The organism is Kitasatospora sp. NPDC001225 (genome assembly GCF_053597855.1).
Genome location: NZ_JBSFJC010000007.1, coordinates 40,034 through 60,169, shown reverse-complemented (window position 1 = coordinate 60,169; position 20,136 = coordinate 40,034). Strand labels below are relative to the sequence as shown.

General features: G+C 71.1%; 31 protein-coding genes and 1 pseudogene. 25 read left to right on the top strand and 7 right to left on the bottom strand.

Annotated elements, in window-relative coordinates; translation table 11 throughout:
* Positions 1-2 precede the first annotated feature (2 nt).
* From ACWDCZ_RS03930 to ACWDCZ_RS03920, 3 genes are read right to left on the bottom strand one after another with little or no spacing between them, the layout of a single operon-like run.
* Complete coding sequence (locus ACWDCZ_RS03930) at positions 3-233, bottom strand: hypothetical protein (RefSeq protein ID WP_387969504.1); 231 nt, start codon at positions 231-233, stop codon at positions 3-5.
* Between the two features lie 12 nt (positions 234-245).
* Complete coding sequence (locus ACWDCZ_RS03925) at positions 246-563, bottom strand: hypothetical protein (RefSeq protein ID WP_387969501.1); 318 nt, start codon at positions 561-563, stop codon at positions 246-248.
* Positions 564-592: 29 nt separating this feature from the next.
* A complete protein-coding gene (locus ACWDCZ_RS03920; protein WP_387969498.1) occupies positions 593-916 on the bottom strand; it encodes an HNH endonuclease in 324 nt (107 codons plus the stop codon).
* 578 nt (positions 917-1,494) lie between these two features.
* Between ACWDCZ_RS03920 and ACWDCZ_RS03915 the strand changes: the two genes are divergently transcribed.
* The 16 genes from ACWDCZ_RS03915 to ACWDCZ_RS03840 all read left to right on the top strand — a co-directional run bounded on the left by ACWDCZ_RS03915 (position 1,495) and on the right by ACWDCZ_RS03840 (position 8,811).
* Positions 1,495-1,788 carry a hypothetical protein gene (locus ACWDCZ_RS03915; RefSeq protein ID WP_387969495.1) on the top strand — a complete coding sequence of 98 codons (294 nt, stop codon included), beginning with the start codon at positions 1,495-1,497 and terminating at the stop codon, positions 1,786-1,788.
* 33 nt (positions 1,789-1,821) lie between these two features.
* The gene (locus ACWDCZ_RS03910; RefSeq protein ID WP_387969492.1) at positions 1,822-2,025 is read left to right on the top strand and encodes a hypothetical protein; all 204 of its coding nucleotides are present in this window, start codon (positions 1,822-1,824) and stop codon (positions 2,023-2,025) included.
* 45 nt (positions 2,026-2,070) lie between these two features.
* Entirely contained in the window at positions 2,071-2,853 is a 783-nt protein-coding gene (locus tag ACWDCZ_RS03905; RefSeq protein WP_387969489.1) for a hypothetical protein, read from the top strand.
* A gap of 51 nt (positions 2,854-2,904) precedes the next feature.
* Positions 2,905-3,090 (top strand): hypothetical protein, encoded by a 186-nt coding sequence (locus ACWDCZ_RS03900; RefSeq protein ID WP_387969486.1) that lies wholly within the window; start codon positions 2,905-2,907, stop codon positions 3,088-3,090.
* 47 nt (positions 3,091-3,137) lie between these two features.
* On the top strand, positions 3,138-3,446 hold the full coding sequence (locus ACWDCZ_RS03895) for an antirestriction protein ArdA (protein WP_387969484.1): 309 nt from the start codon (positions 3,138-3,140) through the stop codon (positions 3,444-3,446).
* A 98-nt stretch (positions 3,447-3,544) separates the two neighbouring features.
* Complete coding sequence (locus ACWDCZ_RS03890) at positions 3,545-3,802, top strand: hypothetical protein (RefSeq protein ID WP_387969481.1); 258 nt, start codon at positions 3,545-3,547, stop codon at positions 3,800-3,802.
* A 32-nt stretch (positions 3,803-3,834) separates the two neighbouring features.
* Entirely contained in the window at positions 3,835-4,089 is a 255-nt protein-coding gene (locus ACWDCZ_RS03885) for a hypothetical protein (protein ID WP_387969478.1), read from the top strand.
* Between the two features lie 40 nt (positions 4,090-4,129).
* On the top strand, positions 4,130-4,375 hold the full coding sequence (locus ACWDCZ_RS03880) for a hypothetical protein (RefSeq protein WP_387969475.1): 246 nt from the start codon (positions 4,130-4,132) through the stop codon (positions 4,373-4,375).
* The gene (locus ACWDCZ_RS03875; RefSeq protein WP_387969472.1) at positions 4,372-4,521 is read left to right on the top strand and encodes a hypothetical protein; all 150 of its coding nucleotides are present in this window, start codon (positions 4,372-4,374) and stop codon (positions 4,519-4,521) included. The genes ACWDCZ_RS03880 and ACWDCZ_RS03875 overlap by 4 nt, the downstream gene beginning before the upstream one ends.
* A gap of 50 nt (positions 4,522-4,571) precedes the next feature.
* Positions 4,572-5,051: a hypothetical protein gene (locus ACWDCZ_RS03870; protein ID WP_387969469.1), complete on the top strand. Its 480-nt coding sequence runs from the start codon at positions 4,572-4,574 to the stop codon at positions 5,049-5,051.
* A 92-nt stretch (positions 5,052-5,143) separates the two neighbouring features.
* Positions 5,144-5,338 carry a hypothetical protein gene (locus ACWDCZ_RS03865; protein WP_387969466.1) on the top strand — a complete coding sequence of 65 codons (195 nt, stop codon included), beginning with the start codon at positions 5,144-5,146 and terminating at the stop codon, positions 5,336-5,338.
* A 58-nt stretch (positions 5,339-5,396) separates the two neighbouring features.
* Entirely contained in the window at positions 5,397-5,924 is a 528-nt protein-coding gene (locus ACWDCZ_RS03860) for a hypothetical protein (RefSeq protein WP_387969463.1), read from the top strand.
* 96 nt (positions 5,925-6,020) lie between these two features.
* Positions 6,021-6,503, top strand: coding sequence for a hypothetical protein (locus ACWDCZ_RS03855; RefSeq protein WP_387969460.1), 483 nt, complete (start codon positions 6,021-6,023; stop codon positions 6,501-6,503).
* A 31-nt stretch (positions 6,504-6,534) separates the two neighbouring features.
* Entirely contained in the window at positions 6,535-6,744 is a 210-nt protein-coding gene (locus ACWDCZ_RS03850) for a hypothetical protein (protein ID WP_387969457.1), read from the top strand.
* Between the two features lie 23 nt (positions 6,745-6,767).
* The gene (locus ACWDCZ_RS03845) at positions 6,768-7,124 is read left to right on the top strand and encodes a hypothetical protein (protein ID WP_387969454.1); all 357 of its coding nucleotides are present in this window, start codon (positions 6,768-6,770) and stop codon (positions 7,122-7,124) included.
* A gap of 223 nt (positions 7,125-7,347) precedes the next feature.
* A complete protein-coding gene (locus ACWDCZ_RS03840) occupies positions 7,348-8,811 on the top strand; it encodes a hypothetical protein (RefSeq protein ID WP_387969451.1) in 1,464 nt (487 codons plus the stop codon).
* A 78-nt stretch (positions 8,812-8,889) separates the two neighbouring features.
* Here ACWDCZ_RS03840 and ACWDCZ_RS03835 read toward each other — a convergent pair whose 3' ends face one another.
* Together ACWDCZ_RS03835 and ACWDCZ_RS03830 are read right to left on the bottom strand one after the other, a co-directional pair.
* Positions 8,890-9,132, bottom strand: coding sequence for a hypothetical protein (locus tag ACWDCZ_RS03835; protein WP_387969448.1), 243 nt, complete (start codon positions 9,130-9,132; stop codon positions 8,890-8,892).
* Positions 9,133-9,134: 2 nt separating this feature from the next.
* Positions 9,135-10,034, bottom strand: coding sequence for a helix-turn-helix domain-containing protein (locus ACWDCZ_RS03830; protein ID WP_387969445.1), 900 nt, complete (start codon positions 10,032-10,034; stop codon positions 9,135-9,137).
* A gap of 207 nt (positions 10,035-10,241) precedes the next feature.
* On the opposite strand from ACWDCZ_RS03830, the gene ACWDCZ_RS03825 reads away from it, so the two are divergent.
* The 7 genes from ACWDCZ_RS03825 (at position 10,242) to ACWDCZ_RS03795 (ending at position 13,988) form a co-directional block, all read left to right on the top strand.
* The gene (locus ACWDCZ_RS03825; protein WP_387969442.1) at positions 10,242-10,772 is read left to right on the top strand and encodes an ATP-binding protein; all 531 of its coding nucleotides are present in this window, start codon (positions 10,242-10,244) and stop codon (positions 10,770-10,772) included.
* Positions 10,750-11,346 (top strand): hypothetical protein, encoded by a 597-nt coding sequence (locus ACWDCZ_RS03820; RefSeq protein WP_387969439.1) that lies wholly within the window; start codon positions 10,750-10,752, stop codon positions 11,344-11,346. Before ACWDCZ_RS03825 ends, ACWDCZ_RS03820 begins: the two co-directional genes overlap by 23 nt.
* On the top strand, positions 11,343-11,804 hold the full coding sequence (locus ACWDCZ_RS03815) for an ATP-binding protein (protein WP_387969436.1): 462 nt from the start codon (positions 11,343-11,345) through the stop codon (positions 11,802-11,804). The genes ACWDCZ_RS03820 and ACWDCZ_RS03815 overlap by 4 nt, the downstream gene beginning before the upstream one ends.
* Before the next feature lie 68 nt (positions 11,805-11,872).
* Positions 11,873-12,169: a hypothetical protein gene (locus tag ACWDCZ_RS03810; RefSeq protein WP_387969433.1), complete on the top strand. Its 297-nt coding sequence runs from the start codon at positions 11,873-11,875 to the stop codon at positions 12,167-12,169.
* 277 nt (positions 12,170-12,446) lie between these two features.
* Positions 12,447-12,671: a hypothetical protein gene (locus ACWDCZ_RS03805; protein ID WP_387969430.1), complete on the top strand. Its 225-nt coding sequence runs from the start codon at positions 12,447-12,449 to the stop codon at positions 12,669-12,671.
* A 4-nt stretch (positions 12,672-12,675) separates the two neighbouring features.
* A complete protein-coding gene (locus ACWDCZ_RS03800) occupies positions 12,676-13,197 on the top strand; it encodes a hypothetical protein (RefSeq protein ID WP_387969428.1) in 522 nt (173 codons plus the stop codon).
* A complete protein-coding gene (locus ACWDCZ_RS03795) occupies positions 13,194-13,988 on the top strand; it encodes a hypothetical protein (protein WP_449815141.1) in 795 nt (264 codons plus the stop codon). Before ACWDCZ_RS03800 ends, ACWDCZ_RS03795 begins: the two co-directional genes overlap by 4 nt.
* An 8-nt stretch (positions 13,989-13,996) precedes the next feature.
* Here ACWDCZ_RS03795 and sufD read toward each other — a convergent pair whose 3' ends face one another.
* Positions 13,997-15,181, bottom strand: coding sequence for a Fe-S cluster assembly protein SufD (gene sufD, locus ACWDCZ_RS03790; RefSeq protein ID WP_387969422.1), 1,185 nt, complete (start codon positions 15,179-15,181; stop codon positions 13,997-13,999).
* Positions 15,182-15,322: 141 nt separating this feature from the next.
* On the opposite strand from sufD, the gene ACWDCZ_RS03785 reads away from it, so the two are divergent.
* Together ACWDCZ_RS03785 and ACWDCZ_RS03780 are read left to right on the top strand one after the other, a co-directional pair.
* Positions 15,323-15,898, top strand: a complete 576-nt coding sequence (locus tag ACWDCZ_RS03785; protein WP_387969419.1) for a hypothetical protein — start codon at positions 15,323-15,325, stop codon at positions 15,896-15,898.
* A 76-nt stretch (positions 15,899-15,974) separates the two neighbouring features.
* Positions 15,975-16,259 (top strand): annotated as a pseudogene (locus ACWDCZ_RS03780) (GTP cyclohydrolase); the annotation flags it as partial.
* A gap of 116 nt (positions 16,260-16,375) precedes the next feature.
* On the opposite strand, the gene ACWDCZ_RS03775 reads toward ACWDCZ_RS03780, so the two are convergent.
* Positions 16,376-19,516 carry a protein kinase domain-containing protein gene (locus ACWDCZ_RS03775; protein ID WP_449815140.1) on the bottom strand — a complete coding sequence of 1,047 codons (3,141 nt, stop codon included), beginning with the start codon at positions 19,514-19,516 and terminating at the stop codon, positions 16,376-16,378.
* Positions 19,517-20,136 lie beyond the last annotated feature (620 nt).

The following is a 20,136-nucleotide window of genomic DNA, read 5'->3' as shown; positions in this document are numbered from 1 at the left end:
TCCTACGGCTGGGCTGCCTCCCGGCGGGCGCGGTCCTCCAGCAGCCGGGCCGCCTCCATGGAGACGTGCTCACCGGCCGCGAAGGGCGTGGTCATGTCGTGGGCCCACAGCTCGCGGGCCATGGCATGCGGGACCTCGGAGTCCAAGCACGCCTCGTAGTAGACGATCGTCCGCGCGATGCGCAGGGACTCGTCCGAGGGGCCGGCGGCCCGTGCTGCCTTGCGGCGTGCCACGGCGGGCTCCTCTCAGACTCGGTTGCCCCAGCGGGCGCCCACGGCGTCGCGGGCGTTGTGGCCACGGCGGTTGCCGTCGCCCTCCCCGCGGATCTTGGCGAGGTGGCCAGCGGCCTGCGTGCGGTTGAGCTGGGCCTGCGCGATGCCGGGATGGAGAACCATCATGTCCTTCCGGTTCCCACCCTCGATCATCTGGCCCTCGCGCTTCACCACGGCGTCGAGCTGGGCCGCGCGGGCGAGCATCGGCGCGGCGACGTCGATCAGCGCGAGGTCGGTCGGCTCAAGGTCGAGTTCGGTCTCGTACAGCTCGACCAGCGCGGCGCGGATCACCGCCGGGTTCTTCTCGGTCGGGTCGACGTTCAGTGGACCTCCCCGGGGTGTGGTCGGCGTGTTCGGGCGGGCTGCCAGCGATCCGCGGCGGCCCTCTTGCGGGCGCGGCCGGCGTCGGCCGCGTCCTTGCGGAGCACGTGCCAGTCGCACAGGGCGCGGAGGTTGGCGGGGTCGTCGGAGCCGCCCTCGGAGGCGGGGACGATGTGGTCGCAGTGGCGTGCGGGCTCGGCGCACGGCTCGCCGGTGTCGTAGCGCACGTGCTGGCAGCGCCAGGCGTCGCGGTTCATCACCGCGCGGCGAAGGCGGGCCCAGTGCGGGGGAAGAGGAGTCGTCCGGCGCGAACTCGCGGCCACGGCAGCCTCCTTGAAGCGCAGGGCCCCGCCAGGTGCTCGACCTCGACCGGGGAGAGAGGGCCGGTCGGGGAGCGTTGCCCTGGCGGGGCTACGGGCGGAGGCCGGCCGGGGTGCCGCTGCAACGGGGTGCGCGCACGCGCGCGAAGCCGCCTCCACATGTATTAAGCGGGGGCGGTTAACACGCGGCCGACGCCCGCGGCCTCACTCTCCGCATTCAGTGCGTGGCAATGAGTTCATCCCCACTGGTCACGCTGCGTGAATCAGCTGGAAGAAGGGGTCGGCCGGCGTTCGCATCGGATCTCGACTGCTATGACGCTCCGGGCAATAAAGGAACGCGCACGGGAGGCACCCCCCGGGTCCCCTCGCAGCAACCGTTGAGTTGCCGCCTCGACACCACCAAATCCCTTGCCTTGCCTGTGAGTTCACTTCGCTTCGCGCGAGCGCGCGTCTTCCGCCTTCGGCCGAAGCGAGCGCTTCGCTCTATGTGATGGGCGTCACTCGACATGCATTGGACTTCCACTGCATCTCTGGTGCAGTGTTGGTCCTGCAAGCGACGGACCGACCGAAACGAGATCACGATGCGTAACCACTTCACCCCGGCCGCCCTGGGCCTGGTCATGCTGCTGGCGGGGTCGCCGTGGCAGACGCACAACTGGGGCGGAGGGGTCGCAGCAGCCCTACTGACCGCCCTTCTCGCCCACTGGGGCAAGCAGGTGCCCGCCCTGGTTAAGCGGACCGTCCAGGGCCCGGCAGTGGCCGCCGTTGAGCCGGAGCCGGTGGCCGTCACCCCCGCCCCGGTGAACGCCTACGACCGCGACCGCGCCGACGTCCCCACCCGCCGGGGCAAGCGCAAGCGCCGCGACGCCCGCTGACCACCCCGCCTCGACACCCCCGGAGAACCCGCGATGAACCCCCGCCGCACCCTCGCCGTGATCGCCCTGTCCGCCGCCGCACTCGGCGGGTGGATCACCGGCAACACGTTCAACGAGCCTTCCCCGGTCGACGCCGTACAGGTGACCGCCTTCAACGACGGGTGGGTCGAAGCCATGGCCGACGCCTGCGAGCAGGGCAGCGCGTACGCCTGCGACTGGCTTGCCACCACCCGCTGAGCCACCGACCACCGCACCGCCCGCACCACCGCAAGGAACACGATCATGAGCACCACCCTGACCGCCGAACTCCTCGCCGCCACCGAACACCACTGCCACGCATGGGACTTCGTGCACCGGATGGAGGCGGAGGCGGACGGCTACGGATGGGCCAGCCTCGGCATGGTCATGGACGGCACAGGCAGCCTCCTGGAGGACGGGGAAGGCTGGCACCAACACGAGTCGGACGCCGTCCGCGCACAGTCCAACTGGCAGGCCGCATGCCGGATCATGGGCGACGCCGCCGGGGAGCGCGGGACGCTGTGGGACACCTGCGGCGAAGGGATCATCTACGACGCCGGGTCCTTCCTGGCCAGCGACGCAGCGCGCCGGATCGCGGACAGCCTGGCCGGGTACCCGCTGCTGGACGACGACGACCACACCGAGCGGGAACACGCCGCGATGGTGGAAGAGATCGAAGGCTCACCCCTCACCCTGCCGGACGGCGTCGACGGTGAAGACGTGCTGCGCGAACTGTCGTCCCCCTCGCTCGGCGAGATCACCATGGCCATGGTCGAGGAAGCCCTGTCCGGCCTGGGGTACACCGCCTGCTCCGACTGCGACGACTGGCTCACCCCCACGGACGCCCGGCGCGGTGAGCCGCTGTGCCGCGACTGCGCCCTCAACGAGACGTCCCACCCCGACACCGGAAAGCCCCTGACCGCCGTCCTGAAGCCCTACCTCACCGGCTACGCCACGCAGCAGGGGGCCGCGTACCGCGAAGACGTCCGCGCCATCGTCCGGGGCTCCGCGCAGGGATACCGCGCCGTGTACGGCCGCGCCGCCTGACAACAGGCCCCACCCCCTCCAACTCCCCAGCACAGAACGGAAAGCACCACCATGACCCGCGCCACCGCCCTTGCCCTGTCCGGCTACTGGCCCCGCCTCGCCAAGCTCGGCATGGACCACCCCGACCACGTGGCCGCGATGTTCGACGCCTTCCGCGACATGCGCCACGACCCGGAGTACGCCCGGGGTCTCGATCTCCTGCTGGACGAGCTGTTCGACGCCCCCGACACCGTCTGACGCCCGGCCCCCCCAACGCCCCGCACCGACCCGAGAGAGACCCCACCGTGAGCCGCACCGCCGACTACCTGACCGAGCTTGCCGAAGACGTCGGAGTCGTCGCAGAGCTGGAAGCCCTCACCGCCTACGCCGCGTACGTGGGCAACGCCGAGTACGCCGTGCAGACCTTCGAAGACGCCTACGAGGGCGAGTGGGACAGCCTGGAGGACTTCGCCCACGACCAGCTCATGGAGACCGACGACGAGTACCGCGCGGCCGTCGAAGGATGCCGGGGCTGGCGTCCCGAGGTGGACCTGATCGCGTGGGGCTGCGACTACTTCCACGCCGCCAGCGGGCACGTCTTCCGCTCCCTCTGAGCTGTGCGCCCCTGGTGAGGGCCCAGCGCCCCGCCGGGCCCCCGCCAAGGGTGCACAGACACCAGACCCCACCCCCACACCGCCCCCGGAGTACAGCCATGCCCGAGACCCTGACCACCCCCACCCCGGAACTGCGCTGCCCGTGCGGCGGAACGTTCACGATCACCGTCCCCGCGTTCCTGCACGTCGTCCAGGACGAAGACGGCAGCGTGGAACTCATCGGCACCGGCCTCGACGTGGAGAACGCCAAAACCGAGTGCGACTCCTGCGACCAGGCCGCGCCCGCCCACCTGGACGACACGATCAGCAACGCCGTGTGCAGCGCCGACAACGAGTTGTGCGGCATCTACCTCTAACCCCCACCCCCCACACCCGACCGGAGCCCCCCGTGACCACCACCGCCCGACTGCGCGCCGTCCTCGCCGCCCACACCGCCTTCGAGAACGAGTGGGAGCAGGCGTTCCACGCCATCCCCTCCTACAACCCCGACCCGGCCGACGGCGAGTTCCACACCAGCGACGACGACTGCGACCACTACGACGACCTGTGCGCCGCCCGCGAACGCGCCTCCCGCGACCAGCTGTTCGCCACCGCCGAAGCCCTGGACGCCCTCCTGCGCGACCTCGAAGCCGCCACCGCCTGAGACACCAGGCCCCACCCCCTCACGCCGAAGGAACAGCGCCATGACCACCATGCAGCTCCAAGCGCTCGTCGACCGCGTCCGGGAGAACGAAGCCGACTGGGAAGCCCTCTTCTACGACCGCATCCCGACCTACGACCCGCACCACCCCGACCAGCCCGCCGAGGACCGGTACATGGGTGCCTACGACGAGGCGAACGCCGACCGCGCCCACCAGTGCCGGGAACTGCTGCTCGACCTCACCGCCGAACTCGAAGCGCTCATCCGTGGGACGGAGAGCGGCCGGTGATCCGGGCCGCCGACGTCGAACCGGACCCCGCCGAGCTGGACGAGCTGCGCGCCCGCGTCGCGGCCGTCACCGCCGCGAACACCGCGCTGCGGGCGGAACTCGCGGACCTCCGGGCGGCCGTCCTCCGCCTCCTCCAGCGCCACTGACACCAGGCCCCACCCCCACCACCCCGCACCACCGAAGGAACAGCGCCACCATGAACACCCCCGGCACCTACGCCTACGACACCCTTGTCGGCCAGCTCGGCGACCACGCCGCAGGGAACGGCGCGATGGCGTACGGCACCGAAGCCGACAGCCCGAGCACCAGCCCTCACCTCCTGACCCAGCGCCTCGCCCGCCACGCCGTCCACCACGGCGCGACCCTCACCCCCGAAGCGGGTGGAGCCGTCGCCGTCGAGTGGCCCCGCCCCGGCCGCACCGTCCGCGTCGTGTGGCGGCCGGTGATCCGGGCGGGGTGGGTCGACCTGTCCGAAGCGCTGCCCGAGTGGACCGCCGACAGCCGGGCGTACGGCAAGGGCGCCCTGGACGCCGCCAGGCTGCGCGGCTGGCGGCTGAGCCGCGAAGGGTTCCGCGCCTGGGCCGAAGCCACCGGCGGGACGGGCGACGACGGCGAGTGGTTCGCCTACGAGACCGGCCAGACGGACTGGTGGATCTCCTACGACGCGAGCCGCTGACACCAGGCCCCACCCCTCGGCCGGCGTCACCCGCCCCGAGGCCGGCCGGGCCCCACCGCCCTGCCACCACACCCCACCTGTAGGAGACAGCTGTGCCCCGCTTCGCCGTCTACATCGACAACACCGAGACTTTCCGCTTCGTGGTGGAGGCCGACGACTACGACGCGGCCGAAGCCGCCGCCATGTCGGCGTTCGAGAGCGACGCCCGCGCCGACGCCTACAGCCACGGCCACGAACCGACCGTCCACGACCCCGAGCCCCTGGACGCGCTCCCCGCCGCCGCGTGACCACCCGCCGCTGACACCAGGCCCCACCCCCACGCACCACCGAAGGAACAGCGCCACCGTGACCACCCCCGCCGCCCTCACGACCACGCTCCGCCTGCCCTACCAGCACGAGGAGAAGGGCCAGTTCACGACGAAGCACCGCACCGTGACCGTCACCACCCCGGCCGGACAGAGCGGCGCACAGACGACGCACACGAAAGCCGTGCAGCTCGCCCTCGACCTGCCCAAGGTCAGCAGTCCTGGCAGCGCGGTGAAGATCGGGCCCAGTCCCCGTCCCGCCACGAAGCCCAGCCGGACCCGCACGAAGGGGGCAGGGTGGCAGCGCTGGACCGAGCCCGACGGCACCGTGCGCTACGGCGTCGCCAGCGAGACCCACCCCAGCGTGCTCGGGCTCGCCTGCCCGGAGGTCCGCCAGCCCCGCGCCCGCTTCCGCATCGTCGTCCCGGCCGACGGCGGAGAGCCGTTCGCCATCGCCACCGCCCCCGGCTTCCCGTGGATGCGCGACAAGCACACCGAGATGATCCCCGTCCTCCTTCAGGACTGCCTGCCCGGCCTGCTCGTCAACGGCACCGTACTGGCGGCCTGACCCGCCCCGGTGCGGCCCGGACACCCCTCCGGACCGCGCCGAGGCCCGGCCAGACCCCAGGCCCCACCCCCCGAGCAGCACCGGAGAACAAGCAGCATGCCGAAGTACATCGTTGCCGTCGACGTCATCACCGTGCACGTGGTGCCCGTCCTCGCCGACAGCCCCGAAGCCGCCCAGACCGCAGCCGAGCGCATCGTCACGGCCGACTGGGAGACCTGGTACGACCACACCGAGCCCCTGGTCGTCGGCGACGCCCTCACCGAAGCCGAGTGGGACGCCGAGCAGGAAGCCGACAACCGCCGCCGCAGCACCTGGCACCAGGCCCCGCCCCGGGCCCGCCGGCCGAAGCAGGACACCCCCGCGGCCACGTTCACCGCACCCCGCACCGACCACCACGCCGACGGCACCCCCTGCCCGCCCACCCACAAGCACACCAGCTCGGGCAAGCCCCTGACCGAAGGCTGCCCCGGCCGGGCCTACTCGAAGGCCGTGTGCACCTGCGGCTGGGAGACGAAGAACGCAGGCAAGGGCTACACCGACGAGACCCGCCGCCGGCACCTCGCCACCGAGCACCGCTGACACCAGGCCCCACCCGCCCCCGGAGAACCCCGTGCACGACACCCCCGAGCCGCTGCGGGTCATGGACCTGCCCCGCCACCTGACCTTCGGCTACGCCCGCCCCGGCACCCCACCGCACGCCGCCCTCGTGGACGGCCCCGAACGCCGAGCACTGTGCAGCCCCGACACCCCGCTCGCCCCGGACTGGGCCCTCAACGGTGACCCGCTCTGCCCGGCCTGCGCGCCCCTCGTCCACCCCTGACCCCGCACCCCCCGGAGACACCAGTGCCAGCCCCCACCCGATACACCCTGACCTACCCGACCGCCCACCCCGAGCAGCCGCCGACGGCAGTCCGGTTCACCGCCGCCCCCGACGCCAAGGGCACCTGGACCGTCGAGAGGCAGCCGTACGGAGCGGCCGGCCGCATGCCCACCGGCGACCAGCCCCGCCAGTACTTCGGAGACGACGCCCAGGCCCGCGCCGAAGCCGCCTACCGGGGACTCGTCGTCCGGGAGTGCCTGCACCTCGGGCAGCTCCTCGACGTCACCCTGGAGCCCCGGGACATCCGCTTCCACGACGGCCACCCCACCATCGACGGCATGGACGCCGGCCAATGGCTCGAAGCCCTCGGAACCGACTGACCCACCCCGCCGACACCAGGCCCCGCCCCCGCCTCCGGGTGAGGGCGGGGTGTGCCGAAGTGCCGTATGTCGGAGCCCGATTCAGGTTGGTTCCCACCGTTGTAGTGCTGTTTATATATTTTTTTTAAATGTCATAAAAAATGACATAACGACATAGACCCTTACGCTGTCCACTCACTCCATCACCCAGAGTGACCCCAGGCCCCACCCCCAGGAGACCCCAGTGACCACCCCCGCCCGCGTCCCCTGGATACCCGGGGGCGGAACCGCCCTGGAGTGGGGCCTGCGCGACGCCTGCCCCGTCGGCGTCGGCCCCGGCGGCTACCGGGGCGAAGGCGGCAAGGTGTGGTGCCTGTCCTGCGGCGACCGGTACACCGGGCGCCCGGCCCAGGTCGGCGACGACCACCACCACCGCGACGACGCCCACCACGCCGCCCGCCTCCACGCCGACGACCACGAAGCCGAGATCCGCAGGTTCGTCGCCGCCGAGCGCACCCGCGAGACCCGCGAGAAGTCCGGGTGGACCAGCAGGGTGTACGGCCTCGTCTCGGCGGCCACCCTGCCCCCTGGCGAAGGCGGCGTGTGGTGGGACGGCACCGGCTACCGCCTCGTCCCCGCCGGAGCCCGCCACGACGCCAAGGGCCGCCGCGTGCGCCGCCGCGTCGTGGAGCTGGCCCTCGCGGCCGGCTTCCTCCGCCAGGACGAGCACGGCGACGTCGTCGCCACCCCGGACGGCCGCGCCATGCTCCGCATCTGGCAGCACCACCGCACCGACCTCGCCGACCCCTGGCCCGCCCGCCACGAGCCCCAGGCCCTACCCCCGCTCCCCGGCGGCCACGAAGCCGCACGCCGCCGCGAGAAGGCCCGCCAGCGCATGCTGGAGCTGGAACGCCAGGCCGCCCAGAGCCGGGCCGAGTTCCTGCGGCGTCGCGAGGAGGCCGAGCGGCAGCACCAGGCCGAGCTGGCCGCCGCACGCCAGCGCCGAGCCGACGCCCAGGCCGAACGCGAGCGCGCCCAGCGGGCCCGCACCGGAGCGGACATCGACCTGACGTGGTCCGCGGTGGGTGCCGACCGCTGGAGCGTCACCGGCAGCGGCCACGCCCGCCGGCTCGACGTCACCCTCAACGACCGCGACTTCGCTACCGACATGTACGAGATCCGCGAGAACGGCCACTTCCACTCCCGCCACCCCTACCCCCACCAGACCGAGGCCGCCGTCCGGCAACTGCTCGCCGACGGAGTCGAGATCGGCCTCTGGACACCAGGCCCCACCCCCGCGGCTTCCACCCGGTCATGCTCCACCGGCTCCGCCGGCCGCTGGCACCAGGCCCCACCCCGACCCACCCGAACGGAAGGACACACCCCTGATTCCCCACCCCGCCAACCTGCTGCCCGACGGCCAATGGGACGACCGGGTCTTCGACCTCACCTACGAGGGACGCCGAGGCCGCTTCCGGGTCGTCCGGGGCCTGGGCGAACAGATCGGCACCGTCGAACTCCGTGGGCGCGCGTGGATACCGAAGACCACCGAGGGCTCCCCGCCGGGCACCCTCCCGCCCGGCTACGGCTACCAGCTCCGAGCCGTGGCCGGCATCGAACTGTCCATCGCCGTCCCGCTCCCGCCGCCGGGGGAAGAGGAGACGTACCGGGTGGTGCCAAGCCCCACCCCGTCGTCGTGACTCGATGACGAGGGCCGGGAACGGCAAACACCCCTGCCTCCGGCGGAGGCAGGGGTGTCCTGGGCAGAGTGTATGGAGAGATGCTTCTACAGGCCGAGCCGTGTGCGGATGGCGGTCATCCCGTCCGCCATGGCGACGAACTCCGCAATAGTGTGCCGGACTCCGAGGATCTCGGGGTTCTGACTGTCGCCCTGAAAGACCCCGATCAACCGCCCGTCCTCACCTAGGATCGGCGCGAACGTCGCGCAGGCACCGTTCGCCTCGCTGAACGGCGACTTGAAGCGATCCTCCATGGGCGGAGTAACGTCGTACAGTTCCTGCTTTTCCATGGTTAGAGGAATTCCTTACTTGCGGATCTGATCAGCTCTAGCGATTCAGTAGAACTGAACGCCTTCCCACACAGGTAGTCAAACCTACGCCGCCGTGCCCGGACCTCCTTCGGGTCGTCCAGGATGGCGACGCCCGTCCCGGTGTCCATGGTCGCGACACCGGGGTCGTTCGGGGTGGGAAAGTCGATGATCGTGAGGTTCAGCTGCGAGGCGGCAGCACCACCAGCGGCGAAGGGGATGACCCTCACCGTGATGTTAGGCAAGTCTGCCATCTCGATCAGGCGATCCAGCTGCTCACGCATTGCAGCCGGACCACCGACGTGGGGGCGAAGAGCAGCCTCGGAGACCAGAGCATCCACGATCACCGGCCGGTCGGCTCGGGTGACGATCTCCTGGCGCTTCACTCGAACAGCGTGTTGAGTGGTCAGTCGTTCCGCGCCGACCTCGACTGAAGCGAACTCGTCCACGCCCTGCATGTACTTCTCGGTCTGGAACGGCCAAGGGATCAGTCCGCCGGAGGCAATACTGACCTTCGTCGCTACGTCCTCCAGCTCGATCAGCTTGACCAAGCTTCGCGGGAGATCAGCGACATACTTGGTCCACCACTCCGACTCCGCCGCCCGCGCTTCGCGGATCTCGGCCATCAGATCGAGACGAATGGCCTGGTCAACCTCATAGAGATCAAGCATCTTACGGAGCTGCTGATCAGTGGGGAGCTGGGCCCCCTTCTCGATCCGGGATACAAAGTCCTGACTCTTGCCCAGGGCCTTGCCAACAGTGACCTGGGTGAGGCGCGGTCGCACGTCCAACCGAAGGGCGCTCAGTCGCCGGCCGACGCTCGCCGCAGCACGGGCTGCTTGCGGCCTGGTACCCACGCCTATCACCTCTTCATCCAGCTGCATCGTCTTTGGATGAGCGTAGCGCGTCCTGAGGGCAGCATGCCTCCCAGGAGTGAACTTTGAAGGCTCGTCAGGCTGGGGGTTGCGTACGCAGTTAAGTACGCGGAACACTATTCGGGCACCACCCGCTACGAGCCATCTGCGGAGTGTAGTGCGTCCGCGATGACGCACGGCTCCCTCCGGCCGACCTGTGGAGGAGCTGTGCAAGCCGTGTTCGATCACGCCCACCTGAGCACCATCGTTCGTCTCTTTCGATCGGAATCCTTCGAACCTGACCCCACCTCGGTTCGCAGCGTCCGGCGGCTCATCACGGAGTCGTGCCAGGCCATCGGGAGCGACCCCGATGACCCGGTGCTCGTCGCCTGCGAGCTGGCGACGAACGCGCTCCGGCACGCCGAGACGCCGTACCAGGTGACCTTCGTGGCGCTGTGGAACAGGCTCCCGTGGATCGAAGTGATGGATCGCTCCACGGACCTCCCGAAGCCCCGCATGGCCGGCACCTACGACACCGGCGGCCGAGGCTTCGAACTGGTCACGGAGCTGACCGCGTCGTGGCACTGGGACCTCAACCCGGTCGACCGCTACAAGATCGTCTGCGCCACTCTCAAGGGGGACTTCGATGAGGCCGGCGGACAGCATGTCCATACAGCCTTACCCGCAGGACAGCTCTCCGCTCCGCCGGGGCCGGATCTCCGTCGAAGAACTCGGCCCGTCGCGGTTGGAACGCCTCGGTCAGCCTGACTGCCCCATCCTGCTGACCCTGAGCGGGATCGGCCTCGACGCCACCGAGAGCCAGCCCCCTCCCCCGATCGAACTCCGCCTCACCCGCAAGACCGTGGTGCGGCTGGAGAACAAGATCCGAACGGTCCTCCGCCCCACGGTCGGGACCGCGCCTTCGAACCCCCAGACCAGCACCGCGCCGCGACGAGGGCGGATCTCCGTCGAGGAGATCCCGCCGGCGCAGTTGCAGCTCCTCGATCGTCCGACGCAGTCGTTCCGGATGACGCTCAGCGGTATCGAGCCGGACCCCTCCGGGGAGTGCCCCCCTCCCGTGATCGAACTCCGACTCAACCGGTCGATGCTGGAAGACCTGCAAGCCAAGATCCGGGCCGTCCGGCTCGCATCGGTCGTGAACGCTGGCCGGGCCGCGAACACGGAGCCCCCCTTGGTCCGGCGTGCTCCCGGCCAGGCGCTCCAGGAGCACTTCGGCACCGAGCAGATCGAACAGCTCCACCAGGACCACAGCCACCAGGCGCCGCCGGCCGATCTCATGCAACGGCTACTCGACGGCTTAAGACGGATGGAGGTGACATGACTACCACTGCCGAACCCCCCGTCCAGGTCGAGCTGGACGTCCCCCTCACAAGCTTCACCGCGGAGTACCCCTACGTACCCGAGTCGGCCGCGCTGGCCCGCTGGCTCGTGGACGCCGCCCTGGCCGGCTGGGAGCTGTTCGACCTGATCGACAGCGCCGTGCTGGTGGTGAGCGAGTTGGTCACGAACGCCATCGAGACGGCGTGCTGCCGCAAGCTCGGGCTCTCGATCCAGCGCCTAGGCGAGTGCACGGTCCGGATCACGGTCAGCGACGGCTCCTGCTCGCTGCCGGTCTTCGTGGACGCCGGCCTCCCGGCCGGCCCCGACCACGTACCCCTGCGCGGGCGGGGGCTCCTGGTCGTCAACCGCCTGGCACACCGCTGGGGAGTCAACCTGTACGCCTGCGGCAAGGACGTGTGGGCCGAACTCCGACTCCGTCCGCAGTCCCGCGCCCGCTAGCCAGCGGCCACCAGGCACCCAGCTCGCTCGAACCGCTCACCCTTCTCTTGAGAAATGAGTATTCAGGTATGCACACGGAATGGCTCTGGGAACGCGCGCACCTCATGCACGCCCAGTTGAAGGCGCGCTCCGAGAACGCGCCGGACCTCCTGAGCCTGCTGATGTTCAGCTTGCAGGAGTGCATGGGCAACGCGGCGCTGAACATGCTGAAGCTGCGAAAGATGCGGCCCAGCCAGAAGGCTGTCGCCACCAGGGACCTCCAGTCGGCCTTGGCCGTGATCGCGATGACGGCCCTGGTGGCACTCGTGGAGTGCTCCGAGGACGCGCCCGAGGTCTTCCGATCGGAGGTGGGGCCCCGAAATTAGAGCCTCGGGGCGACCCGCGCCGGGCTGTCATCTATTGGCAGCCCGGCACCCATCTATCACCCTATCTCACTTGTCGAAATAGGGGGCTTAGTCATGCCCAAAGGCAGAAACTCCGGAATGCGAAGTTCCCTATAAATAGTACCGCCGAAAGCGCTTTAGTGGATCTCCGATGTCGGCTATGTTAATGACACCTTCGAGAGCACATCCCGCGTCGGGGTGATCGTCTCGAAGATTCCTTCCGGCATCCGCTGGAAGGAAGCTCGGGAAAGGAGAGCACATGTCGTTCGACATCTCGGCGGTCATCGGGGCCGACCCGGAGATCAGCGACGCCCTCACCGGCGTCACCGACGTCACCACCCAGGGGCAGGCGACCTTCTCGGCCGGCAGCGTCGTCACCGACGACGACCAGATCGCCGTCGACCTCGTGGACTCGGCGTCCGAGAACGCCGGCCTGGTCGAGCTGCTGGGCGTCCGGCGCACGGCCCTGCTGATCGCGGCCTGATCCCGTGGGGACCGTCATCACGGCCGTCGTGCTGACGGCGTGGTTCATCGTGTCGGCTGTCGGCCAGTTGACGGTTCCGCGGCGACTGCTGGACCGGTTGAGGGCCTGGGATATCTTCGGGGTTGTTCCGAATTACAGATTCTTCGCGCCCCGACCGGTCCAGCACGACTATCACCTCCTCATGCGGATGGCAGGACCCTCCGGAGAATTCGGCCCCTGGCATCAGGTTGCCGGCCCTCCGGAGCGCTGCTGGTGGCACATCGCCTGGAATCCGGACCGTCGTGCATTCAAGGGCTTGTCCGACGTGATGTCCGTCGCCCACCGCTTTGATGTGCAGAGGCCGCGCGCCGTGCAGGTATCCCTGCCCTACCTCGCGATTCTGAACTACGTCACCGCCGTGGCATCGAGAGTCCCAGACGCCCGCGAGGTTCAATTCGTCCTGGCGATCTCGCATGGCGTTCTCAGTGACGAGAGCCCGGACGTTATCTTCAAATCCGGCCGCCACCACCTCGGAGAATCCCGGTGATTCCCTCCTCCGCAATCCGCCTCACGGAGATCATCGCCGGAATCGGCGTACTCATCTCCTCTCTTGAGGTCCTGGCTCGGCCTCGAAGCACCGACAACAGCTCCTGGAACAGTTGGCGTGTCCTGCGGCTGCGCCGACGCTGGACTTCGACGGGACGCACCGGGGCCATGGTCGACGGCCTGTTGGGGTACCCCCGCGACCTGATCGGCGTGGCGGTGCGATCAGTGGCCGCCGCCGCGCTGGTCCTGGCCGCCCCCTCTGGGGCCTGGCAAGCCCTTCTACTGTGGCTGGTGACGGCGTCGCTGGCGCTGCGCGGCCTCCGTGCCCCCTACGGCGGCGAGGGCTCCGATCAGGTGCTCCTGATCGTCTTCGGCTCGCTGGCGATGGCGCAGACCTTCGGTGGTCAGCGGATCGCCCTGTGGTTCATCGTCGCCGAGGCGTGCCTGGCGTACTTCTCGTCAGGGTTCGCGAAGGTCCTCCACTCGGAGTGGCGCGACGGGACCGGCCTCCTAGGAGTCCTCCGAACGCGTTCATGGGGCAACGCCTGGGCGGCGCGCCGACTGGCCGGACGGCCCGCTCTGTGCCGCTGGCTGTCGCTGGCCCTGGTCAGCGCGGAGACGGCGTTCCCGCTCGTGCTGCTGACGCCGCCTCCGCTCCTTCCGCTGCTGATCGGGCTGGCCCTGGCCTTCCACATGATCATTGCAATCACCATGGGATTGAATTGCTTCGTGTGGGCGTTCGCGTCCTGCTACCCGGCCGTGGCGTACGTCGTCCTGGGAAGCGTCCGATGACCAGCCGGTCAGCTCAGCCGGTCCAGCTCGCCTTCGATCGTGCCCAGCACCCGGTCTTCAACCTTGGGGATGCCGATCTTCGCGATGATCTCCCGGAAGAAGCCGCGCAGGACCAGGTGCCGCGCCTCGTTCTCGTCGATACCTCGGGACATCAGGTAGAACAGCTGGTCATCCTCGAATCGCCCGGTCGCACTCGCGTGGCCAGCGCCGACGATGTCACCGATCTCGATCTCCAGGTTCGGGACCGCATCGGCACGGGCGCCAGCCGACAGCAAGATGTTCCTGTTGGCCACGTAGGTGTCGGTGCCCTTAGCCGCGGAACGGATGAAGGCATTGCCGATCCACACACTTCGGCTATCCCGGCCATGCACAGCGCACTTGTAGTTGACCCGGGACGTGCAGTGCGGCCCGGTGTGGTCGGCGACGGGCCGGTGCTCGATGTGCTGGCCTGCCTTAGAGAAGACCAAGCCGGACAGCTCCGCGTCCGCTCCGGGCGCTTCGAAGGTCAGGGTGGGGCTGACGCGGACCGCCGCGCCACCGAGGCTGACAGTGGTCAGCTTCAGCTTGGCGTGGTGTCCGAGGCTCGTGTGGTGTGCCGAGACGTGGACGGCATCCGGACTCCACTCGTGGAGGACCACCACGGCCAGGTCGGCGCTCTCCTCGACAACCAGCTCGACGTTGTCCGCGAAGCTCCCCGAGCCGGTGTAGGTCACCACGACGGTGGCCTTGCTGAACCTGCCGGCCCGGATCGTCACGTGGCCGTACGCCGCGGTGCCCTCTCCCGGGCCGGTGACTCCGACCATGACGGGCTCCGTCGCGATCGTGTCCGGTGGCACGGTCACCAGCAGTGCGTGGGTGTGGCTGCGCCAGGCTTGAGCTGCAACACGGTCGGCCGGCGCGACGGCCGAACCGATCCGGGGATCCTCCCCTCCGGCTCCGGAGGCGACGACCTCAACGCGGACTCCGCTCTCCAGCCGTGCGGGACCGAAGTAAAGGCCGTTGTCGCGATGTACGGCAGTCCCGTCGTGCAGCCCGTTCAGCCGCCACAGCGGGGTGAACCGCCAGTCCTCTTCTCGGCCCTTCGGGATTTCGAAGGCGTCAACATCGAGAGAGGTGAAGCGGTGGATCGTGGACAACGCCAGAACATCGCCGCCGGCATGGCCGGCCGCCAGTCGTTCGTCAGGAAGCTCCATCCTGGCAGCCTACAGCCAACTTGCCGCTACCAGAGGCCAGTTGGTTTATGTGATCGATTCGCCTCAGGCCCCGCCCCCGTGCGCGACCTCAGCACCACACGGGGCGGGGCCTCCTCATACGAACCTACGAACGGACACCCCATGCCACCCAAGATCCCCGAGCCCACCGGCAAAACTCGCGCCGACCTGATCGACGCCTACACGAACGGCACCCCCGGGTACAAGCTCGCCAAGGGCTACGGGGTGTCCCAGGGCACCATGTCCAAGTGGCTCCGGGACTGGGAGGCCCCCAAGTACCAGCCCAGCGCGGACACGGACCCCCGCGTGGACCGCGCGGAGGCGACCCGGCTCTACAACAACGGGACGATCCCCGCTGCGCTCGCGCGACGCTACGGCGTCACTACCTACCGCATGAGGTCACTTCTCAGCGCGTGGGAGGTCCCCCAACGCGACCTCCGTCAAGCCGCCCACCTCCGCCACGACAACGCCCGATACCCGGCTGGCACCGCCCCCCGGATGGACCGCAAGGAGGCGACCCGGCTCTACAACGAAGGCACGTCTCCCAAGAAGCTCGCGCAGCGCTACGGGATCCCCACCTCCCGCATGAAGTACCTGCTCCGCACCTGGGAAGTCCCCCTGCGCAACCAGCAGCAGGCCGCGCGGGTCCGCGTGGAAGCCGCAGCACGGGCGCTCGATGCTTACCGGCTGTTCCCGTGACGGGAGGGGCGCGGACCTCACCACCTCACCCTGTTTCCGCAGGTCGGGAACAAGGTAGAGGGGTGTACCGTTACCCCAGGACTCCGGCCTGGACACGTACGACGCCAACACCGCGCTCGGCCTGCCCGAGGACGGCCGCGACTACACCGCGGCCGCCCAGATGCTCGCCGCGCTCGACGCCACGGGCATCGACCTGCTGAGCAACAACCCGGACAAGGCGGCGCAGCTGGCCGACCTGGGGATCGTCGTGCGGCACCGGGTGCCGACGGGGGTGCACCTGTCGGCCAGCAACGTCCGCTACCTGCGGGCGAAGGTGGAGCGGACGGGGCACTCGATCGAGCTGTCCCGGCTGGTCGGCTGAGCTGCCGCACGGGCGCTTGGTGACAGATGACAGCTGACAGATTTCAAAATCTGTCAGCTGTCATCTGTTTGCTGTGATCTGTTCGCTGTGATCTGTCAGCTGTCAGTCGTTCGCTGTCACCCGCGCCCCGCGCGCCCCCGGACCGTCCGCAGCACCCCGTACGCCGCCAGCGGCAGCGCCACCAGCAGTGCGGCCCAGAAGGCCCCGTGCCCCCACCGCCCGGCGATCGCCCGGAACAGCCCCTCGAACACCGGGATCCGCAGCGCCTCGACCGGGCCCAGCGGCCCCGGCCAGGCGCCCAGGAACAGCGTGGCCGGGACCCAGAGCACGAACAGCCCCTTGGCGGTGGCCGGCGTCCCGAGGGTGCTGACCAGCGACACCACCGCCAGCAGCAGGACGAACCCGGCCTGGTAGTCCGCACCGCCCTGCCCCGTCCCCCAGGAGTCGGGCGTCGGGTGCGCCCCGGTGGCCGCCAGCCGGACCTCGACCGCCGCCCACAGCAGCAGCACCAGCACCGCCGTCGTCCCGAGCGCGAACCGCACCCGGTCGCGCGCACCGGCGCCGCCCGTCCGCCACCGCCCGGACGGCGCGCTCCCCGCCCGCTCGGCGGTGCCGGCCCCGGACGGCCCCGCGCCCCGCACGCCCCGCACGCCCCGCTCCCGCCATGCCTCCCGGGCCTGCCGTCGGGCCTCCTGAGCCGGCTTCAGCAGCCGGTTGGCGGCCCGCTCGATCAGGACGAGCGAGACGACGGTCGCCACCACCGCCGCGATCCCGGCCCAACTCCCCATCCCGCCCTCGAACACCACGACCCGGTCGGCCACCGACGGCGGTGTCTCCAGCACCGTCATCGGCGGTCCGAGCCGCAGGTAGCCGATGGCGAGGGCTCCGGCGCCGGTGAGCAGCGCCGTGCCGATGCCCACTCGGGCGGGGAAGAAGGCGATCACGGCGGCTGCGACGAGCCCCGCGCCGAGCTGTCCGGCCACCTGCCGGGCCGCGTGTTCGCCGGCGTTCCGCAGGGGGCCGCCGAACACGCCGGCGGGCGAGAGGTCGAGCTTCTCCCCCGCCTCGACCGGGTAGCGGAGCACCGCCCCCGCCCACAGCAGCAGCCCGAAGGCGAGGAGCAGCAGCAGGACCGCCCCGGCCCGGCGCGGCAACGCGGTGCGGGCGTGCGGCCACCAGGCCGCCAGCTGCTCCCGCCGCTCCTCCCAGCCCGTCGGCGGCCGGCGGCGCCGGTTGAGCCAGAGCCGGGCCACCCGCCCCTCCTGTCGCACCCCGGCCTCCGGTTCGGGCCGCTCGGGCCGTCCCCGGCCGCGCCGCCGCAGTGCCTCCGCCGCGACCAGGGCCGCCCGTCCGGCCGGCTGCGCCGGGTCGGCGCTCACCGCCCGTCGGCGCAGCGCGGACCAGTGGCGCCGGACCACGTCCCGGGGAGTGGCCGCCACCGGGTCGGGCGCCGGCTTGCGGGCCACGGTCCGTACGGCGGTGCGGGCGCCCGCGCCCATGGCCAGCGCGCCGTCCACCACCGTGGCGGCCACCGCGGCGGCGAGCTCCGAGACCCGCTCGGGCAGCGGCAGTCGGTGCAGTGCGGCGGGCAGCGGCGAGAGCCGGCCGAGCAGCCGCGCGCGCTCCTCGGGCCGGATGCTCAGCCAGACCGCCTGCCGGTGCGCCTCCTCGCGTTCCTCCGGGCTGAGCCCGTCGCCGCCGCGCCGGCCGCCGCCGACGGTGCGGGCCAGCCGGTCCACCTCGGCCAGCACCTCCGGCAGTGCGGCCAGTGCTAGCAGCCGCGAGCAGTGCTCGCCGGCGCACTCGGGGTGGAAGCAGTCGTAGCGGGCGACCACGGCCGGCACCCCGCCCCGGACGAGTTCGTCGATCAGCTCGGCGCCGTCCGGTGCGGTGACGACGCGTTCCAGCCCGGTGGTGTCGATCGGCCGGTCGCGGTAGTGCGGGACGGCGCCCGGGACGAAGGCGGCCCCCAGGGCGAGCACCGCCACCGCGGCCACGGACTCGCGCCGGGAGCCGGGCGCCTTGGCCACGTCGGAGAGGTAGTGCAGGTCGAAGACGGTGTCCTCGACCTCGTCCCGCAGCCAGTCGCGCACCCGTTCCGCTCCCCCGGTGGCCAGCCAGCGGGCCGCCGCGCCGGAGTTCTTGAGCAGCGCCTCGGTGAGCCGGACCGGGTCGGTGAACGGGTTGCCGAGGAAGGTGACCGGCCGGTGGGCCCTGGCCTGCGCCTGCGGTCGGCGGCGGATCACCTCGGGGGTGCCGCCGGCCAGCCAGCTGCGGACCTGCGGGGCGGTCCAGCGGTCCTCCGGCATCTTCGTGAACAGCCCCTGGAGGAGCAGCAGTTGGCGCGGGTCGCGGACGGCGCTGAGGTCGACCTCCTCGCCCATGACCAGTTCCAGTTCCAGCTCCTGGTCGTCCGGGCGCTCGCCGTCCGCGCCGACGAAGCGGGGGCGGCCGACGAACAGTTCGTACAGCACGTTGCCGAGCCCCCACCAGGGCCCGGCCTGGTGGTTCTTGCCGGCCAGCTGCTCGGGGGCCATGTAGGCGACGGTGACCATCATCTCGGAGGTGAACCGGCGGCTGTCGGTGAGCCGGTCGACGCCGCCGAAGTCGGCGATCACGAACTCCCCGGACCCGCTGCCGGGGCGCACCAGGATGTTGGCGGGCTTGAAGTCCAGCGGGTTGCGCTGGATCCGCTGCTGCCAGAAGTCGAGCAGGGCGACCAGCTCGTAGACGATCTGCTCGGTGGTCCGCCGGTCGCCGTGCCCGCCCGACTGCCACAGCCCGGCGACGTGGGCGGCGAGGGTGACCGGCAGGTACTCCATGGCCACCCAGTCGACCTGGGCGCCGTGGTGGCGGACCCGGCCGAAGTCGATCAGCTGCGGGACGTGCCGGCGGAAGCCGTCGTGGCCCAGGTGGGAGAGCAGGTCGTGGTCCATCGGCTGGCCCGCGACGGCCACCTTGACGGCCGCGTCACCGCCGCCGTCGGTGCGCCGGACGTACCAGACGGTGCCCTCGGAGCCGGCTCCGGCCCGACCCAGCGGGATGAAGCGGCTCCGCAGGGCGTCCGGGAAGACGCCCTCGAACGGACCGCCGGTGTCCGGGGCCCCGCCAAACCCGTCCTCGGGGCCGGCCGGGCTCCCGCCCGCACTCCCGCCACCGACTCCCCCGGCCGGGGCGGGGCCGCCGGGCCCGATGCCGTCCTGCCAGGAGGACGAGCCGGCCCCCGAGCCCGACCGGGGCCGGACGACCTCGGTCACCGCCTCCGAGTCGGCACCCGGCGAACGTCCCGAGTGCCCCGAGCCCCCCGAACTGCCCGAGCCCCCCGGCCGGTTCGGCCGGAGCTCGGTCGGAGCGTGCGGGTCGAACCTCGGCCCGGTGCCCGGCCTGCGGCGGGTGGCCGCCTCCGGGTCGTACCGCGGCTGGTTGCCGGACACCCGACGCGTCGCGGCCTCCGGATCGAAGCGCGGCGGGGCGGCGGGCACCCGACGGGTCGCGGCCTGCGGGTCCACCCGGGCCCGCGGGTTCGCGCCGAGCCGGGACGACCGGTCCGGGGCGTCCTCGGAGGCACGCCAGCGCCCCCGCGACCACCGCTCCACCCTGCTCCCCGGCGGATTCCCCGGCTCGGCTCCGGCGGCCGACCGGGGCCTCGGCCCGCGCCGACCGCCCTCGGCCGGGTCCGCGTCCTCCGTCGTGCCCATGCGACGCTCCCCTCCCCCGCAGCCCGGACCGGCGCGGGGCCGTGACCATGGGCGCACCGGTTCCGGGGTGGATTGTGACGCGTCATCATCCCTCATGGCGGGCGCGGGTGTCGGCCGCTTTCGCGGATCAGGACCGACCCATCGCAGGACCGGTACGCAAGCGCGATCCCCGACGGGGA

Excerpts from the sequence above, each read along its gene's own strand:
- ACWDCZ_RS03915 (WP_387969495.1), top strand. The coding sequence starts at position 1,495 with ATGCGTAACCACTTCACCCCGGCCGCCCTGGGCCTGGTCATGCTGCTG.
- ACWDCZ_RS03910 (WP_387969492.1), top strand. The coding sequence starts at position 1,822 with ATGAACCCCCGCCGCACCCTCGCCGTGATCGCCCTGTCCGCCGCCGCA.
- ACWDCZ_RS03905 (WP_387969489.1), top strand. The coding sequence starts at position 2,071 with ATGAGCACCACCCTGACCGCCGAACTCCTCGCCGCCACCGAACACCAC.
- ACWDCZ_RS03900 (WP_387969486.1), top strand. The coding sequence starts at position 2,905 with ATGACCCGCGCCACCGCCCTTGCCCTGTCCGGCTACTGGCCCCGCCTC.
- ACWDCZ_RS03890 (WP_387969481.1), top strand. The coding sequence starts at position 3,545 with ATGCCCGAGACCCTGACCACCCCCACCCCGGAACTGCGCTGCCCGTGC.
- ACWDCZ_RS03880 (WP_387969475.1), top strand. The coding sequence starts at position 4,130 with ATGACCACCATGCAGCTCCAAGCGCTCGTCGACCGCGTCCGGGAGAAC.
- ACWDCZ_RS03870 (WP_387969469.1), top strand. The coding sequence starts at position 4,572 with ATGAACACCCCCGGCACCTACGCCTACGACACCCTTGTCGGCCAGCTC.
- ACWDCZ_RS03855 (WP_387969460.1), top strand. The coding sequence starts at position 6,021 with ATGCCGAAGTACATCGTTGCCGTCGACGTCATCACCGTGCACGTGGTG.
- ACWDCZ_RS03835 (WP_387969448.1), bottom strand. The coding sequence starts at position 9,132 with ATGGAAAAGCAGGAACTGTACGACGTTACTCCGCCCATGGAGGATCGC.
- ACWDCZ_RS03830 (WP_387969445.1), bottom strand. The coding sequence starts at position 10,034 with ATGCAGCTGGATGAAGAGGTGATAGGCGTGGGTACCAGGCCGCAAGCA.
- ACWDCZ_RS03815 (WP_387969436.1), top strand. The coding sequence starts at position 11,343 with ATGACTACCACTGCCGAACCCCCCGTCCAGGTCGAGCTGGACGTCCCC.
- ACWDCZ_RS03810 (WP_387969433.1), top strand. The coding sequence starts at position 11,873 with ATGCACACGGAATGGCTCTGGGAACGCGCGCACCTCATGCACGCCCAG.
- ACWDCZ_RS03805 (WP_387969430.1), top strand. The coding sequence starts at position 12,447 with ATGTCGTTCGACATCTCGGCGGTCATCGGGGCCGACCCGGAGATCAGC.
- sufD (WP_387969422.1), bottom strand. The coding sequence starts at position 15,181 with ATGGAGCTTCCTGACGAACGACTGGCGGCCGGCCATGCCGGCGGCGAT.
- ACWDCZ_RS03785 (WP_387969419.1), top strand. The coding sequence starts at position 15,323 with ATGCCACCCAAGATCCCCGAGCCCACCGGCAAAACTCGCGCCGACCTG.